Genomic DNA, 15066 nt, shown 5'->3' with positions numbered 1-15066 from the left:
GGGCCGCTCAGCGCTTCGCGAGCGCGTTGCGGGTCTCGTTGAGGCGGCGCAGGACGGTGCCGTCGTACAGGTCGGAGCCGACCCGCACGCTCACCCCACCGAGCACCTCCGGGTCCACCGTCTGCTTGACGGAAACCTCTCGACCGTACATCTCGGAGAGGCGGGCGCCGAGGCGTCGCTCCTCCTCGTCACTCAGCGGGGCCGCGACGGTCACGTACGCGACCTGCCGATCCCGCCGGTCGGCGGCCAGCTCGACCAGCCGGGTGAGCGCGCCGACGAACGAGCGCCCCCCGAACCCGCCGAGGGCCACCTCGACGAGGCGGACGGTGACCGGACGGGCCTTGCCGGCCAGCAGCTCGCGGGCCAGCTCGGCGCGCTGGGCGACCGGGGCGATCGGGTCGGAGAGCGCGTTGGAGAGCGCCGACTGGCCGGCGACGACCTGACCGAAGCGGAACAGCTCGTCCTCGACCTCGCCCAGGTCCCCCGCCTTGTCGGCGGCGGCCAGCAGGGCCTCGACACCGAGCCGCTCGGTGCCGTCGAGGAGCTCCGACGGGGCCGACCAGCGACCGGAGACCAGCGCGGTCAGCAGGTCGAGCGCACCCGCGCCGACCTTGCCGCCCAGGATCCCGGTGAGCAGACCGGCGCGGTCCGCACCGGAGCGGGCCGGGTCGGAGAGCGCCCGGCGCAGCCGCGGCTCCCGCCGCAGCAGGTCGGCGACGGAGAGGAGCTCGTCGGCGGTGGAGGCCACCGCCGACGGCTCCGCGCCACGGACGTACGCGTCGAGGCGCTCGGCCGCGACCTTGTACGACTCCCGGCTGGCGGCCTGCATCAGCGGGCCCCCGCGCTCTCGAGACCGCTCAGGAACCGGTCGACGGTGCCCTTGCGACGCGCCTCGTCGGCGAGCGACTCACCGACGATCTTGCTGGCCAGGTCCACCGCGAGGGTGCCGACCTCGGTGCGCAGCTCGCGCACGATGGTGGCGCGCTCGGCGGCGAGCTGCTCCTTGCCGGCGGCGATGATCCGGTCGGACTCCTCCCGCGCCTTGGCGAGGATGTCCTGGCGGATGCCCTCCGCGTCGGCCCGGGCGTCGTCCCGGATCTTGGCGGCGTCGGTACGCGCCTCGGCGAGCTGCGCCCGGTACTGCTCGAGCAGCTGGTTCGCCTCGGCCTGCGCGGCCTCGGCGCGCTTGATGCCACCCTCGATCGCGTCGACCCGCGCCTGGAACGTCTGCTCCATGCGGGGGAAGACGAACTTCATCAGCACGACGGCGAGCAGGATGAAGGCGATGCCACCGACAACGATCTCCTGCCAGATCGGAATGATCGGGTTGTGGGCGGACTCACCACCCTCAGCGGCGAGGTAGAACATGGAAGACCTCCCGGTCAGAGGGGGGCGAAATTACTGGATCGGGCCCTGCCAGATGAAGCCGAACGCGATACCCAGCAGCGCGAGCGCCTCGATGACGGCGAAGCCGATCCAGACGTACGGCAGGGTCATCCGGGACGACTCCGGCTGGCGGGCGGTCGACTGGATGTAGGCGGCGAAGACCAGGCCGACGCCGATGCCGGGGCCGATGGCGGCGAGGCCGTAGCCGATGGCGGCGGTGCTGCCCTCTACCGCGGCGAGAACGCTAGCGTCCATTGGTGTGGTTCCTCCTGGTTATCACGCGTGACGGTCACGCGGGACGACAACGGGTTGGTGCTGGGTGGATCAGTGTTCCTCGGCGAGCGCGCCCTGGACGTAGCTCGCGGTCAGGACCGTGAAGACGTAGGCCTGCAGGACGATCACCAGGAACTCGAGGAAGGTGAGCGCGACGGTCATCGCCCAGGACAGCACCGAGACCGGCGCCAGCCAGACATTGGCGTTCAGCATCGCGAAGCCGCCGAGCGTGAAGACCAGCAGGAGCATGTGGCCGGCGAACATGTTCGCGAAGAGACGGACGGCCAGCGAGAACGGCCGGACGAGGAAGGTCGAGAAGAACTCGATCGGGATCAGCAGCGGCAGGATGTACCAGGGCGCCGGCGGGATCAGTGAATTCTTGAAGAACTTCCCGGCGCCGTGGTGGCGGATGCCGACCCAGATGAACATCACGTAGCTGATCACGGCGAGGAACGCCGGGAAGGCGATGTGCGAGTTCGGTGAGATCTGCAGGAACGGAACGATCGCGAAGAAGTTGGTCAGCAGGATGAAGCAGAAGAGCGTGGTGAAGTACGGCGCGAACCGCACCCCCGCGTGCCCGATCATGTCGACCGCGATGTTGTTCCGCACGAAGCCGTAGATCGACTCGGCGTACCACTGCTTCTTCGTCGGCACCAGCTGCGGGTTCCGGTAGCTGGCCAGGAAGAAGATGATCAGGACGCCGACGGCGAGCCACACCATCGCCGTGATCTTGGTGAACCAGTAGGAGTTCTCCGCACCCCACGGCAGGATGCTGGGCAGGTAGAAGTCCTCCACGCTGGGAGGGAATACCGCCTCGCCCTGTGCCAGGACGTTCGCCTGTCCGAACACCGCGTCCCTTCCTATTTAGGCGTGCCGAGCTTGCGGACGACCAGGATGATCCCCCCGGCCATGCCGAGCACGACGCCGATCCCGGTGGCGACGCCACCGGTGCCGAGCCACCGGTCGACCAGCCAGCCGATGACCCCCCACACGAGCATGCCCGCGATCAGGTAGGAGAGCGCGGTCCAACCCTGGCCGGCACCGGACGGAACATCGTCCGGGCCGCCGCTGGGTCGGGGGGTTTGGTCACCAGCCATGACGGGGCGAACGATATCAGCCGGGAAGACGAGGCTGTGCCTCACCCCCCGCACAACCGTCGTTGTGTGGGCGTCCGGCGGGCAGCGTCGTCTGTGGGCACGCTACTCCCGTTCGGCCAGCCAGGAAATGACCCATGCCGGACACATTTTGCCGGCGTCCGAGGTGTGGGACGGCGACCTAGCGTGACCGGCGAGCGTGGACGGTCGTCAGCCACCAGATGTGCACGCCGGTCCAGACCACCACGCCGGCGGCGATGCCGAGGCAGAGCGGGACCAGCCCGGCCCAACCGGTCGAGGCCACGCCGACCATCACCACGCCGAGCAGGGTGAACTTGGCCGCGTACAGGCCGAGGCCGAACGGCAGCACGAGTTGCGGGTTGACGCTGTCGGCCCAGGCCAGCACGACGGTGGTGAGGGTGTAGCTGGCGGCGGTCACACCCACCCCGAGCGCGGCGCCGAGAGCCGCGTCGGGGCCGCCGGTCAGCGCGCCGACCACCGCGGCCGCCGCCGCGAGCAGGCCGGTCGCCGCGAGCAGCAGCGGCAGGTGCCGCAGGCGCCACCGCCGGTCGCCGCCCGTCCGCGCCACCGGCTCGCGCACCCCGCGCTCAGCCACGGGGGTACGCCGGGAAGGCCCCGACCAGCTCAGTCACCTCGGCCGCCACCCGGCGCAGCGCGTCGCCGCCGCCCGGGGCCTCCGGATCGGTGCGCACCGCGCGCGCGATCAGGTCGGCCACCCGCCGCATCTCCGGCTCGCCCATGCCCTGGGTGGTGACGCTCGGCGTGCCGACCCGGATCCCGGAGGCGGTCATCGGCTTCTGCGGGTCGTACGGGATGGCGTTCTTGTTGAGCGTGATGCCGGCGGCGTCGCAGCGGGCCTCGGCCTGGGCGCCGGTCACGCCGACCTCGCGCAGGTCGAGCAGGGCGAGGTGGGTGTCGGTACCGCCGGAGACCGGACGCATCCCCTCGTCGGCGAGACCGGCCGCGAGCGCCTGGGCGTTGCGGACCACCTGGGCGGCGTACGCCCGGAACGCCGGCTGGGCGGCCTCGCGCAGCGCGACCGCCTTCGCCGCGACGGCGTGCATCAGCGGGCCGCCCTGGGTGAACGGGAAGACGGCCTTGTCGATCCGCTGGGCCAGCGGCTCCCGGCAGAGGATCATGCCGCCGCGCGGGCCGCGCAGCACCTTGTGGGTGGTGAGGCAGACGACGTCGGCGTACGGCACCGGCGACGGGATGGCCCCGCCGGCCACCAGGCCGATGAAGTGGGCGGCGTCCACCATCAGGTACGCGTCGACCTCGTCGGCGATCTCGCGGAAGCGCGCGAAGTCGATCAGCCGGGGATACGCCGTCGCCCCGCAGATGATCATCTTGGGTCGGTGGGCGAGCGCCAGGTCGCGCACCTCGTCGTAGTCGATCAGCTCGGTGTCCCGGTGGACGGTGTAGCCGACCGCGGCGAACCACTTGCCGGAGAAGTTCACCCGGCTGCCGTGGGTGAGGTGACCGCCGTGCGGCAGGTCCATGGCGAGCACGGTGTCCCCCGGCTGGACCAGCGCGGCGTACGCGGCCAGGTTGGCGCTCGCGCCGGAGTGCGGCTGGAGGTTGGCGTGCTCGGCGCCGAACAGCTCCTTCGCCCGGGCGATCGCGATCTCCTCGGCGCGGTCCACCTCCGCGCAGCCGCCGTAGTAGCGGCGGCCGGGGTAGCCCTCGGCGTACTTGTTGGTCAGCGTCGAACCGAGCGCCGCGAGCACGGCCGGGGAGGTCAGGTTCTCGCTGGCGATCAGCTGGAGGCCGCCGCGCAGCCGGGCCAGCTCGCCGAGCACGACGTCGGCGATCTCCGGGTCGGTCGCCCGCAGCTGGTCGAAGTCCGGCCCCCAGAAGGTCGGCGTCCTCTCGATGTCCACAGCGCCAGAGTCTATTGGGCCGCAGACTGGAGGCCGTGCGATGCCTGGTGACCGGAGCGACGGGGTACATCGGCGGGCGGCTGGCGCCCCGCCTGCTGGAAGAGGGGCACACCGTACGCTGCCTGGCCCGCAAGGCCGGACGGCTGCGGGACGTACCGTGGGCGTCCCAGGCCGAGATCGCCGAGGGCGACCTGCGCAGGCCGGACACGCTGGCCGCCGCGTTCGACGGCGTCGACGTCGCGTACTACCTGGTGCACTCGCTCGGCCAGTCCGGGTTCGAGGCCGCCGACCGGGAGGCGGCCACGCACTTCGCCGAGGCGGCGCGCGCCGCGGGCGTACACCGGATCGTCTACCTGGGCGGGCCGGAGCCGACGGCGGAGGCGGGCGTCTCCTCCCCCCACCTGCGCTCGCGGGCCGAGGTGGGGCGGATCCTGCTGGCGAGCGGGGTGCCGACGGTGGTGCTGCGGGCCGCGGTGATCATCGGGTCCGGATCGGCCTCGTTCGAGATGCTGCGCTACCTGACCGAGCGGCTGCCGGGCATGGTCGCGCCGCGCTGGGTGCGCAACCAGATCCAACCGATCGCCGTCCGGGACGTGCTGCGTTACCTGGTCGGCTGCGCGACCCTGCCGCCGGAGGTGAACCGGGCCTTCGACATCGGCGGGCCCGACGTGCTGACCTTCCATGACATGATGCAGCGGTACGCCCGGGTGGCCGGGCTGCGCCGGCGGATCATCCTGCCGGTGCGCGCGCTGAGCCCGTCGCTCTCCTCGTACTGGGTCGGCTGGGTCACCCCGGTGCCCAGCTCCATCGCCCGGCCGCTGGTGGAGAGCCTGATCCACGAGGCGGTGGCGCGCGAGCAGGACATCGCGGCCTACGTGCCCGACCCGCCGGAAGGGCTGACCGGCTTCGACCAGGCGGTCGCCCTGGCGCTGGCGAAGGTGCGCGACGCGCAGGTCGAGACCCGCTGGTCCACCGCGAGCGGGCCGGACGCGCCGGCCGAACCGCTGCCCACCGACCCGAAGTGGTCCGGCGGCACCGCCTACACCGACGTCCGGGAGCGGACGGTCGATGCTCCGCCGGAGCGGCTGTGGCAGGTGATCGAGGGCGTCGGCGGCGAGCACGGCTGGTACTCGTTCCCGCTGGCCTGGTCGGTGCGCGGCTGGCTGGACCGGCTGATCGGCGGGGTGGGCCTGCGCCGGGGCCGGCGCGACCCGCACCGCCTCCAGGTCGGCGAGGCGCTGGACTTCTGGCGGGTGGAGGAGATCGTCCCCGGCGAACTGCTGCGGCTGCGCGCCGAGATGCGGCTGCCCGGCCGCGCCTGGCTGGAGATGCGGGCGATACCGGCCGGCGACGGCCGGAGCCGGTACCACCAGCGGGCGGTGTTCCTGCCGCGCGGCCTGTCCGGTCACGCGTACTGGGGCGCGGTGGCGCCGTTCCACGCGGTGGTCTTCGGTGGGATGGCCCGCAACATCGCCAAGGGCGCCGAGACCGCCGACCCCGCCCTCCGGTGACCCGGGCCCGCTAGTCGCCGGTCCGGGCGCCGGTGATCTCGTGGGCGGTCACCTCGCTCGGTGGGACGAAGTCGCGCACCGGCTGCCCGCGCAGGGCGAACGACATCAGCTCCGCCACCGCGTCCACCATCCGCGCCTGCACCGTCTTGCCGACCGCGTCCCGCGGGTCGTCCGGGTTTGTGGCGATGGCGGCCACCGCCAGCTGCGGGGTGACGGCGACGACGGTCTCCGTGCCGTACCCCTCCGAGCTGCCGGTCTTCCCGGCGACCGGGCGGCCCACCTTCTCCCGCAGGCCCTCCGCGGTGCCGCCGTCACAGCCCCCGTACATCGACCGGTCGCCGACCGGGCAGCGCGCCGCGTCCGCCGCCGCCCGGGCCACGTCCCGGTCCACCACCTGGCGGCAGTCCGGCTGGGCGGCGGCGACCGGACGCCCGGCGGCGTCGGTGATCGACACCACCGGCAGCGGCGCGCACCAGCTCCCCTCGGCCGCCACCGTGGCGTACGCGTTCGCCAGGTCCAGCGGCGTGGTCGCCGAGACGCCGAGGGTGAACGGCCCCCACTCGCGGGCCCCGTGCCGGGCCAGCCGGGCGTCGTCCTCGGCCCGGAACACGATGCCGAGCCGCTCGGCCATCTCCACCACCCGGTCGGCGCCGACCCGTTCGGTGAGCCAGGCGAAGTACGTGTTGACCGACCGGCCGAACGCGCTCCACATGGTGTGCCGGCCGTCCATGGACGAGTTGGCGTTACGCGGGCACCAGTACCCGTCGCAGCTCCCCGGGCCGCTCGCCGGGTAGTCGGTGAGGATCCGCTCGGGTGCGTCGAACTCGGTGTCCAGCGGCAGGCCCGACTCCAGCGCGGCCAGCACGGTGAACAGCTTGAAGGTGCTGCCGGCCTGGTAGCCCTGGATCGCCCCGCCGCCGGCAACCAGCTGGTTGACCGTGTTCGGGTGGTTCTTCCACCCGCGCGGGTTGGCCTCCACGCTGTAGTTCCGGTTCACCGCCATGGCCAGCACCCGCCCGGTGCCGGGCTGGACCACCGCGGTCGGCATGGCGTACCGGTCGTCCGTCGCGTAGATCCGCCGCACCTGCTCCATCGCGGTCCGCTGCACCGCCGGGTTGAACGACGCCACGATCGAGTAGCCGCCCCGCCGCAGGGCGAGCTGCCGCTCGTCGACCGTCGACCCGAACGCCTCCTGCGAGTTCCACCAGCGCGTGAACCAGTCGCAGAAGTAGCCCCAGTCCTTGTGCGCCTCGGGCACCGCCGTGCAGTCGTTCGGCGTCTCGCTGGTTCGCAGGGCGAGCGGCTGGGCCTTCACGGCGGCGGCCTGGGCGGCCGGGACCTGGCCGGACTCCACCATCTGGTCCAGCACGTACCCCCGGCGCCGCAGCGCGGCGTCCGCGTCGCCGTTGATCGGGTCGTCGCTGTGCGGCGAACGGACCAGCCCGGCCAGCAGCGCCGACTCGGCCAGCGTCAGCTCGGCCGGCGACTTGGAGAAGTAGCGCTTGCTCGCCGCCGCCACCCCGTACGCCCCGGCGCCGAAGTACGCGATGTTGAGGTAGCGGGCGAGGATCTCGTCCTTGCTCAGCTCGCGTTCCAGGGCGAGCGCGTACCGCATCTCCTGGACCTTGCGGGTGGTGCTCACCTCCGTGGCCGCGCGGCGCTGGCGCTCGGTCAACCGCGGGTCGTTGGAGAGCACGTTACGGACGTACTGCATGGTCAGGGTCGAGGCGCCCTGCCGCGTCGTGCCGCCGCTCCGGTTGACGGTGAATGCCCGGACGACGCCGCGCAGGTCCACCCCGCTGTGCTCGTGGAAGCGCACGTCCTCGGCGGCGATGATCGCCTGGCGCATGACGGGGGCCACCTCCGCCAGCGGCACGTCCACCCGGTCCTCCTGGTAGAAGGAGGTGATCAGGGTGGTGCCGTCGGCGGCGTACAGGTTGGACCGCTGCGCGCTCGGCGGCGTCCGCAGCGTGTTGGGCAGCTCCGAGTAGGGCGCGGCGAGCGCCGAGAACCCCACTCCGAACACCAGCGCGGCCGGTAGGGCCGCCGCCGCGAGCACGAGGCCGGCCAGGACGCCGGCCAGCAGGATGGTCAGGAGCTTGTCGAGGTGTGCCCGGGTCATCAGCTCTCCCCGCAGGAGCCGTCAGGACCCACACAGAATGACCTGAATGTGCCTCTTGTCCGCATCGTTCGGCGGACGGGTAACCCGGGTGGGTTACGGGAGCAACGCCGCCGCCAACGGGTGGACGGTCTCCTCGATCTCGTCGGCGACCCGGCTGAAGCACTGGTCGCCACGACCCCACGGGTCGTCGAGGTCGTCGGTGGTCAGCGGGGTGGCGCCCGCCCGGGCGGCGTGGACCGCCTCGACCAGAGCCACGCCCCGCGCGTACACGGCGTCCGGGGTCACGTCGGCCGCCGGCAGGCCGGCCGGATCCGACGCGGCGAGCAGGCGGCCGAACTCGCCCAGCACGAAGGTGCGCGCCGCCGCGTCCGGGCGTAGCGCCACCACGTACTCCTGCTGGTCGGCCGTCGCGGTGAGCACGAGGTCGGCGGCGTCGATGTGGTCGGAGCGGAGCTTGCGCGCGGCGAAACCCTCGGCGCTGCCGCCGCGGGCGGCGACCTGCCGGGCGGCCGGCGGGTTCATCTCCTCGCCGGCGTGCCAGCCGCCGGTGCCGGCGCTGTGGCTGTGCAGCAGGTCGTCCGCGCGGCCCGGGTCCGCCCCGCGCCGCTCCAGCCGCTCCCGGACGGCCAGGGTCAACAGCCGCTCCGCCATCGGCGAGCGGCAGATGTTGCCCATGCACACGTGCAGAACGGTGAACGGAGGCACTCAGGCCACCCGGCTCTCGGCGATGTCCGGCACCACGTCGCGTAGCTTCTCCAACCCGATGGCGCCCGCGCGGACCAACTGGGGCACCTCGCCGGTAAGATCCACGATCGTGCTCGGCACCGGGTCGACCGCGGGCCCGGCCTCCAGGTAGGCACGCACCGAGTAGGCGAGCTGGTCCCGTGCCGCCTCGGCCGTCGTCGCGGCGGCCAGGCCGGCCTTGTTGGCCGAAGCGACCGCCATCGGGCCGGTCTCCCGGAGCACCTCCAGCGCCACCGGATGCAGGGGCATCCGCACCGCGACCGTGCCCGAGGTCTCCCCCAGGTCCCACCGGAGGCTGGGCGAGTGCTCGACCACGATGGTCAGCGGGCCCGGCCAGAACGCCTCGACCAGGTCCCGGGCCGCCCGCGGCAGGGAGAAGACCAGGCCGTCCAGCGTGTGCCGGGAACCGATCAGCACCGGCGGCGGGGCCGGCCGGCCACCCTTCGCGTCGAGCAGGGCCTTGACCGCGTACGGCGTGAACGCGTCCGCGCCGATCCCGTAGACCGTGTCGGTCGGCAGCACGACCAGCTCGCCGTTCTTGACCGCCTCGATGGCCGCAGCGATGCCGCGGTCCCGGTCGGCGGGCGACCGGCAGTCGTAGAGCATCACGAGGATGCAGTCTGCCACGCCGGGCCAGCGGCGGCGTGCGGGCCGTCCGCACGCCGGGACGCGGTGGCGAAGCGGGGCCGGCCGGCGAGATCGGCGTGATCGGCGATCGAGGCGTACCCGCCGGCCCCGGCGAGCAGCCGGGGCACCGCCTCGCCGTGCGTGTCGTCGTGCTCGATCCCGAGCACGCCGCCCGGACGCAGCAGCACCGCCGCCCGGGCCACCACCGGCCGGATCACCGCCAGGCCGTCGCCGCCGCCGAACACGGCGTTCGCCGGGTCGTGCCGACCCACCTCGGGCGGCACGACGACGTCCGCCGGCACGTACGGCGGGTTGCAGAGCAGCACGTCCACCCGGCCCGCCAGGTCGGCGAGGAGGTCCGGCGCGGTGACGTCGGCCGCCACCACCTCGATCGGCCGGTCCCCCGCCGCGGCCCGGTCCGCCGCGTTGCGCCGCAGCCAGGACAGCGCCCCCGATGCCCCCTCCACCGCCACCACGCGCGCCGCCGGCACCTCCTGCGCGACCGCGAGGGCGATCGCGCCGGACCCGCTGCACAGGTCCACGACCAGCGGCTCCGGGATCCGTCGCGCCTGGTCGACGCCCCAACCGGCGAGCAGTTCCGTCTCCGGCCGGGGCACGAAGACGCCCGGCCCCACCGCCAGCTCCAGGTGCCGGAACCCGGCGGTGCCGGTGAGGTGCTGCAACGGCTCCCGGTCGGCCCGCCGGGCCACCAGCGCGTCGAACCGGTCGCGCTGGGCCCGGCTGAAACCGTCGGCCAGCGCCAGCCGCCCCCGCGACACCCCCAGCACGTACGCGGCCAGCAGCTCGGCCTCGGCGCGCGCACCCTCGACACCGGCGTCGGCGAGCACGCGGGCCGCCCGCGCCACCGCCACGGTGGGGCGCTCCCGGTTCGTCCCTTCGGACGGCTGTTGCGGCAGGGTGCTCACGAGATAATCATGAAGCGTCGCGGAGCCCACCACGAGCTGGTGCGGCCAGGCGCACACCGACGGGAGGTCAGGCGTGGGTTGGCTCGACCGGGTCGGCGACCAGGTTGACGCCCTGACTCGGGCACGGGCGCTGCAGGAGTCGAGCCGTTCCGCCGAGGCGTACACCGTCCTCGACCAGGTGCTCGCCACCACCGCCGACCCGTACGCCCGGGCCGACGCGCTGGTGCAGCGCCTCTCCGCGGTGCTCAACCTGGGCCGCACGGCCGAGTACACGAGGGCCATCGAGGCGGCCACCACCGCCGTCCGCGATCTCGCGGAGCCGTACCTGCACGGGCACCTGAACGCGCTCGCCGCGCTCGCCGCCCACCACCAGGGCGCGCTGGACCGCTGCGTCACCCACCTGGTGCGGGCCGCCCGCGCACTGGGTGCCGTGGAGGACCCGGACCGGGACACCGCGTGGGGCTGGCACGACCTGGCGATGGCCTACTCCTACCTGAGTTTCCACGGGTACGCCCTCGGCGCGATCGAGCGCGCGCGCCAGCTCGGGCTCGCCGCCGGCATCCCGGAGGAGACGTTCGCCGCCCCCGGCATCCGGCTGCGCAACGCCGTCGCGCTGGACCACCACGGCGACAGCGACGGCTGCCTGCGGGTGCTCCGGGACGTGGCCGGTGACCTGGAGCGCTTCCTGCGGGCGGGACGGGCCGGCCGGCTGCGCCCGAGCAGCCTCGCCGCGTACGGCTACGCGGCCGCACGCCGGGCATCCCTGGGCGACCGGCTGGAGGTCGAGACGGACGCGGCCCCCGCCCGGCTGCTCGGCCACGGCGGTGACAGTTCCCGGGCCCGGGACATGCGCCAGCTCGGGCAGGTGTGCCTGGCCATCGCCGTGGGACGCCCGATCGAGGCGGTCACCCGGCTGGACGGCGTCCAGGTCTCCACGGAGACGCTGGGCGCGGCCGAGCCGGCCCGGCTGCGCAGCATCGCCTTCGGCCGCGCCGGCGACCACGCGGCCGCGCACCGGGCCGACCGGCTGGCCTTCCGGCTCGCCGCGCAACGCAACGACCGCCTCCGGGACGTCTACATCGACGGCATCGCTGCCCGTATCGACCACGAGGACCTGCGCCGCGAGGCGGCCCGCTTCGAGGGCGAGGCGCTGTCCGACCCGCTGACCGGCCTGCCGAACCGGCGCCGGTTGGAGCGGTACATCGCCGCCGTGGTCGCCCGGGGCGAGCGGGTGGTGATCGGCGTGTGCGACCTGGACGGCTTCAAGGCGGTTAACACCCGGCACGGGCACCACTCCGGCGACCTGGTCCTGCAACGCGTCGCCGGGGTGGTCAACCGGGTGATGCGCCGGGGCGACTTCGTGGCCCGCTACGGCGGGGACGAGTTCGTCGTGGTGCTGTCCGGCGCGGGCATGGCCGAGGCGGCCGACGTGGCCCGCCGCATCGAGAGCGCCGTCCGGGCGGAGGACTGGGAGTCGCTGGTCCCCGGCACGCCGGTCGGGGTCAGCATCGGCTTCGCCGAGGTGAACGCCACCGGGCCGGGCCCGCACGACGCCCTCGGCGCCGCCTTCGAGGCCGCCGACCGGGCGATGCTGATCGCGAAGAGCCGCCCCCGCGCGTCCTGACCGCCCCGCGCGCGCCCCGCGAGCCCGCGCGCCGCTGATCGCCCCGCGCGCGCCCCGCGAGCCCGCGCGCCGCTGATCGCCCCGCGAGCCCCGCGGCGGTCAGCGGCGGGACAGCTCGGCGTCGCCCGCGAGACGGGCGGCCCGGTCGGCCTCGGCGAGCGCGTCCAGCACGCCGTCGAGGTCCCCGGCGAGCGCCAGGTCCAGGTTGTACGCGGTGTAGCCGATCCGGTGATCGGTGATCCGGTTCTGCGGGAAGTTGTACGTGCGGATCCGCTCGGAGCGGTCCACCGTCCGCACCTGCGCCTTGCGGGCGTCCGAGGCGGCCGCGTCGGCCTGCTCCTGGGCCGCCGCCAGCAGCCGGGCGCGCAGGATCCGCATCGCCTGCTCACGGTTCTGCAGCTGGGACTTCTCGTTCTGGCAGGAGACCACGATGCCGGTCGGCAGGTGGGTGATCCGCACCGCCGAGTCCGTGGTGTTCACCGACTGGCCGCCGGGGCCCGACGAGCGGAACACGTCGATCCGCAGGTCGTTCGGGTCGATCGTGACGTCGACGTCCTCGGCCTCCGGCAGCACCAGCACGCCGGCCGCGCTGGTGTGGATGCGGCCCTGCGACTCGGTGACCGGCACGCGCTGCACGCGGTGCACGCCACCCTCCCACTTGAGCCGGGACCACACGCCGTTGCCGCCCTCCGGCACGCCCTTGGTCTTGATGGCCAGCGAGACGTCCTTGACCCCGCCCAGGTCCGAGTCCTGCGCGTCGATCACCTCGACGAGCCAGCCGCGGCGCTCCGCGTACCGGGTGTACATCCGCAGCAGGTCGCCCGCGAAGAGGGCGGACTCCTCACCGCCCTCCCCCGCCTTGATCTCGACGATCACGTCCTTGGCGTCGTGCGGGTCACGCGGGATGAGCAGCTCGGCGAGCCGCTCCTCCAGCGCCGGCAGCGTCGCCGCGATGGCCTCCGCCTCGGCGGCGAAGGCCGCGTCCTCAGCGGCCAGCTCCTTCGCCGCCGTCAGGTCCGCCCGGGCCTGCTCCAGCTCGGCGGCGGCCTTGTGCAGCGGCACCAGCTCCGCGTACCGGCGGCCGACCCGGCGGGCCGTGTTCTGGTCGGCGTGGATGGCCGGGTCGGCCAGCCGCTTCTCCAGCTCGGCGTACTCGTCGAGGAGGGCGGCCAGACGCTCGCTGCTCATGGGCGATGCTCCTTCGACGACGGCGCTGGACGGTTGATGCCCCGATAGCGGGCGGGTGGCGGCCCCGGGCGGGCGGCGGCGCCCCGGGGGGTCGGAATACGGACGGCGCCCGCGTCCGGCGGGAAACCGGACGCGGGCGCCGAACGGAAGGTTACTTGCCCTTCTTGGCCTGAACCTTGGCGTACTTCTGCTGGAACTTCGCCACCCGGCCGGCGGTGTCCAGGACGCGCTGCTTGCCCGTGTAGAACGGGTGGCAGGCGCTGCACGTCTCGACGTGGATGGTGCCGCCCTTGGCGGTGCTACGGGTGGTGAAAGTGTTGCCGCAGGAGCAGGTGACGTCGGTGGTCACGTACTCCGGGTGGATGTTGGACTTCATGTCGCCTCGGTCCTCTCGTCGGTGGTCGCCGGGTCGCCCCCGTCACGTGCTCCGACGGTGCAGGGCGTGAACCGGTACCGGTGGCCGATTGACCAGTGTGCCATGGGCGTACGCCGACCCGGCAATCGGGCCGCACAACGGGTCCGGCATCGACAACGTACGCCCGTCCTCCCGCATTCCCGGCCCGGGGCCGGGCATTCACCGGGACACGGCCGACCCCGACGGACGACACGGAGTGACTGATGGCCCGCCTGATCGCCACCCGGGGGCTCCCCGCCTCCGGCAAGACCACGTTCGCCCGGAAACTGCAACCGTCCGTGGTCCGGGTGAACCGGGACGACCTGCGCCGGATGCTGCACGGCGAGCGGTTGTTCACCCAGCGGGCCGAGTGGCAGGTGACGCTCGTGCAGCGGGCCCAGGTGGAGGCGCTGCTGCGCTCCGGGGCGGACGTCTGCGTGGACGACACCAACCTTCGGTCGCGGACCCTGCGGGACTGGGCCGACCTGGCCGCCCGGTACGGCGCGGAGTTCGAGGTGCACGACTTCACCGACGTGCCGCTGGAGGAGTGCCTGCGTCGCGACGCCACCCGGCCGGAGGCCGACCGCGTCGGCGAGGCGGCGATCCTCCGCCTGCACGAGCGCTACCTGGAAGGGCGACCGCTGCCGTTACCGGTGCCCACGGCACGGGCGGGGCGGCCGGCACAGGTGCACCCTCCGTCCGACGAGCCGCCCGAGATCGTCCTGGTCGACATCGACGGGACCGTCGCGTTGAACGTCTCCCGCAGTCCGTACGACATGACCCGGGTCGGCGAGGACGAGCCGAACCCGGCGGTGATCTCGGCGGTCCGGGCGATGCACGCCGCCGGATACGGCGTCATCTTCTGCTCGGGCCGGGACGCGTCGGCCCGCGCCACCACGGAGGCGTGGCTGGACCGGCACGTCGAGGTCCCCTACCTGGCGCTGCACCTGCGGGCGGTCGGCGACTCGCGGAAGGACTCGATCGTCAAGCGGGAGATCTACGAGCGCGAGGTCAAGGACCGGTACCGCGTCGTCGGCGTCTTCGACGACCGGATGCAGGTGGTGCGGATGTGGCGTGAGCTGGGCCTGACCGTCTTCCAAGTCGCCGACGGCGACTTCTGAGGGGTAAGGAAGGGCCCCCTATTAACGCCTCCGGTAGAGCAAGGGTCCCCTGTTAACACCTGAGGGCCCGCACCGGGTTCGGTGCGGGCCCTCAGGGTGTGGTGTTAATAAGGGGCCCTTCCTCTGCATGAGGCGTTAATAGGGGGCCCTTCCTT

The 15066-nt window shown here is 73.4% G+C and carries 16 protein-coding genes; 3 read left to right on the top strand and 13 right to left on the bottom strand.

Annotated elements, in window-relative coordinates; all coding sequences use genetic code 11:
• Nucleotides 1-7: 7 nt before the first annotated feature.
• The 7 genes from GKC29_RS09800 to glyA all read right to left on the bottom strand — a co-directional run bounded on the left by GKC29_RS09800 (nt 8) and on the right by glyA (nt 4654).
• The gene (locus tag GKC29_RS09800) at nt 8-829 is read right to left on the bottom strand and encodes a F0F1 ATP synthase subunit delta (protein WP_155330522.1); all 822 of its coding nucleotides are present in this window, start codon (nt 827-829) and stop codon (nt 8-10) included.
• The gene (locus tag GKC29_RS09795) at nt 829-1368 is read right to left on the bottom strand and encodes a F0F1 ATP synthase subunit B (RefSeq protein WP_155330521.1); all 540 of its coding nucleotides are present in this window, start codon (nt 1366-1368) and stop codon (nt 829-831) included. The genes GKC29_RS09800 and GKC29_RS09795 overlap by 1 nt, the downstream gene beginning before the upstream one ends.
• 30 nt (nt 1369-1398) lie before the next feature.
• Nucleotides 1399-1641 carry an ATP synthase F0 subunit C gene (locus tag GKC29_RS09790; protein ID WP_155330520.1) on the bottom strand — a complete coding sequence of 81 codons (243 nt, stop codon included), beginning with the start codon at nt 1639-1641 and terminating at the stop codon, nt 1399-1401.
• A 69-nt stretch (nt 1642-1710) separates the two neighbouring features.
• A complete protein-coding gene (atpB, locus tag GKC29_RS09785; protein WP_155330519.1) occupies nt 1711-2508 on the bottom strand; it encodes a F0F1 ATP synthase subunit A in 798 nt (265 codons plus the stop codon).
• A gap of 11 nt (nt 2509-2519) precedes the next feature.
• Nucleotides 2520-2756: an AtpZ/AtpI family protein gene (locus GKC29_RS09780; protein WP_155330518.1), complete on the bottom strand. Its 237-nt coding sequence runs from the start codon at nt 2754-2756 to the stop codon at nt 2520-2522.
• A 178-nt stretch (nt 2757-2934) separates the two neighbouring features.
• Nucleotides 2935-3369: a hypothetical protein gene (locus tag GKC29_RS09775; RefSeq protein WP_370463326.1), complete on the bottom strand. Its 435-nt coding sequence runs from the start codon at nt 3367-3369 to the stop codon at nt 2935-2937.
• Nucleotides 3362-4654 carry a serine hydroxymethyltransferase gene (gene glyA, locus GKC29_RS09770; RefSeq protein WP_305070154.1) on the bottom strand — a complete coding sequence of 431 codons (1293 nt, stop codon included), beginning with the start codon at nt 4652-4654 and terminating at the stop codon, nt 3362-3364. Before glyA ends, GKC29_RS09775 begins: the two co-directional genes overlap by 8 nt.
• Nucleotides 4655-4689: 35 nt before the next feature.
• Here glyA and GKC29_RS09765 point away from each other — a divergent pair, with 35 nt between their 5' ends.
• Nucleotides 4690-6165, top strand: a complete 1476-nt coding sequence (locus GKC29_RS09765) for an SDR family oxidoreductase (RefSeq protein WP_155330517.1) — start codon at nt 4690-4692, stop codon at nt 6163-6165.
• Nucleotides 6166-6175: 10 nt separating this feature from the next.
• Here GKC29_RS09765 and GKC29_RS09760 read toward each other — a convergent pair whose 3' ends face one another.
• The 4 genes from GKC29_RS09760 to prmC form a co-directional block, all read right to left on the bottom strand.
• Nucleotides 6176-8287, bottom strand: a complete 2112-nt coding sequence (locus GKC29_RS09760; RefSeq protein ID WP_155330516.1) for a transglycosylase domain-containing protein — start codon at nt 8285-8287, stop codon at nt 6176-6178.
• Nucleotides 8288-8380: 93 nt separating this feature from the next.
• Nucleotides 8381-8992, bottom strand: a complete 612-nt coding sequence (locus tag GKC29_RS09755) for a phosphotyrosine protein phosphatase (protein ID WP_155330515.1) — start codon at nt 8990-8992, stop codon at nt 8381-8383.
• The gene (locus GKC29_RS09750; protein ID WP_155334058.1) at nt 8993-9637 is read right to left on the bottom strand and encodes an L-threonylcarbamoyladenylate synthase; all 645 of its coding nucleotides are present in this window, start codon (nt 9635-9637) and stop codon (nt 8993-8995) included.
• Entirely contained in the window at nt 9637-10584 is a 948-nt protein-coding gene (gene prmC, locus GKC29_RS09745; protein WP_155330514.1) for a peptide chain release factor N(5)-glutamine methyltransferase, read from the bottom strand. The genes GKC29_RS09750 and prmC overlap by 1 nt, the downstream gene beginning before the upstream one ends.
• A 73-nt stretch (nt 10585-10657) precedes the next feature.
• Between prmC and GKC29_RS09740 the strand changes: the two genes are divergently transcribed.
• Complete coding sequence (locus tag GKC29_RS09740) at nt 10658-12208, top strand: diguanylate cyclase (RefSeq protein WP_155330513.1); 1551 nt, start codon at nt 10658-10660, stop codon at nt 12206-12208.
• 99 nt (nt 12209-12307) lie between these two features.
• Here the strand turns inward: GKC29_RS09740 and prfA are convergent, their stop codons facing one another.
• Complete coding sequence (gene prfA / locus GKC29_RS09735) at nt 12308-13396, bottom strand: peptide chain release factor 1 (protein ID WP_155330512.1); 1089 nt, start codon at nt 13394-13396, stop codon at nt 12308-12310.
• Nucleotides 13397-13547: 151 nt separating this feature from the next.
• Complete coding sequence (rpmE, locus tag GKC29_RS09730; RefSeq protein ID WP_155330511.1) at nt 13548-13772, bottom strand: 50S ribosomal protein L31; 225 nt, start codon at nt 13770-13772, stop codon at nt 13548-13550.
• 242 nt (nt 13773-14014) lie between these two features.
• Here rpmE and GKC29_RS09725 point away from each other — a divergent pair, with 242 nt between their 5' ends.
• Nucleotides 14015-14911, top strand: a complete 897-nt coding sequence (locus GKC29_RS09725) for an AAA family ATPase (RefSeq protein WP_155330510.1) — start codon at nt 14015-14017, stop codon at nt 14909-14911.
• Nucleotides 14912-15066: the final 155 nt, after the last annotated feature.

This window comes from Micromonospora sp. WMMC415 (assembly GCF_009707425.1).
In the GTDB taxonomy this organism is placed as follows: Bacteria; Actinomycetota; Actinomycetes; order Mycobacteriales; family Micromonosporaceae; genus Micromonospora.
Note: the sequence above shows the minus strand (reverse complement) of the source record. Positions and strands in the feature narration are given on the sequence as shown.

Excerpts from the sequence above, each read along its gene's own strand:
- GKC29_RS09750 (WP_155334058.1), bottom strand. The coding sequence starts at position 9,637 with ATGCTCTACGACTGCCGGTCGCCCGCCGACCGGGACCGCGGCATCGCT.
- GKC29_RS09790 (WP_155330520.1), bottom strand. The coding sequence starts at position 1,641 with ATGGACGCTAGCGTTCTCGCCGCGGTAGAGGGCAGCACCGCCGCCATC.
- GKC29_RS09795 (WP_155330521.1), bottom strand. The coding sequence starts at position 1,368 with ATGTTCTACCTCGCCGCTGAGGGTGGTGAGTCCGCCCACAACCCGATC.
- GKC29_RS09800 (WP_155330522.1), bottom strand. The coding sequence starts at position 829 with ATGCAGGCCGCCAGCCGGGAGTCGTACAAGGTCGCGGCCGAGCGCCTC.
- rpmE (WP_155330511.1), bottom strand. The coding sequence starts at position 13,772 with ATGAAGTCCAACATCCACCCGGAGTACGTGACCACCGACGTCACCTGC.
- GKC29_RS09725 (WP_155330510.1), top strand. The coding sequence starts at position 14,015 with ATGGCCCGCCTGATCGCCACCCGGGGGCTCCCCGCCTCCGGCAAGACC.
- prfA (WP_155330512.1), bottom strand. The coding sequence starts at position 13,396 with ATGAGCAGCGAGCGTCTGGCCGCCCTCCTCGACGAGTACGCCGAGCTG.
- GKC29_RS09780 (WP_155330518.1), bottom strand. The coding sequence starts at position 2,756 with ATGGCTGGTGACCAAACCCCCCGACCCAGCGGCGGCCCGGACGATGTT.
- GKC29_RS09760 (WP_155330516.1), bottom strand. The coding sequence starts at position 8,287 with ATGACCCGGGCACACCTCGACAAGCTCCTGACCATCCTGCTGGCCGGC.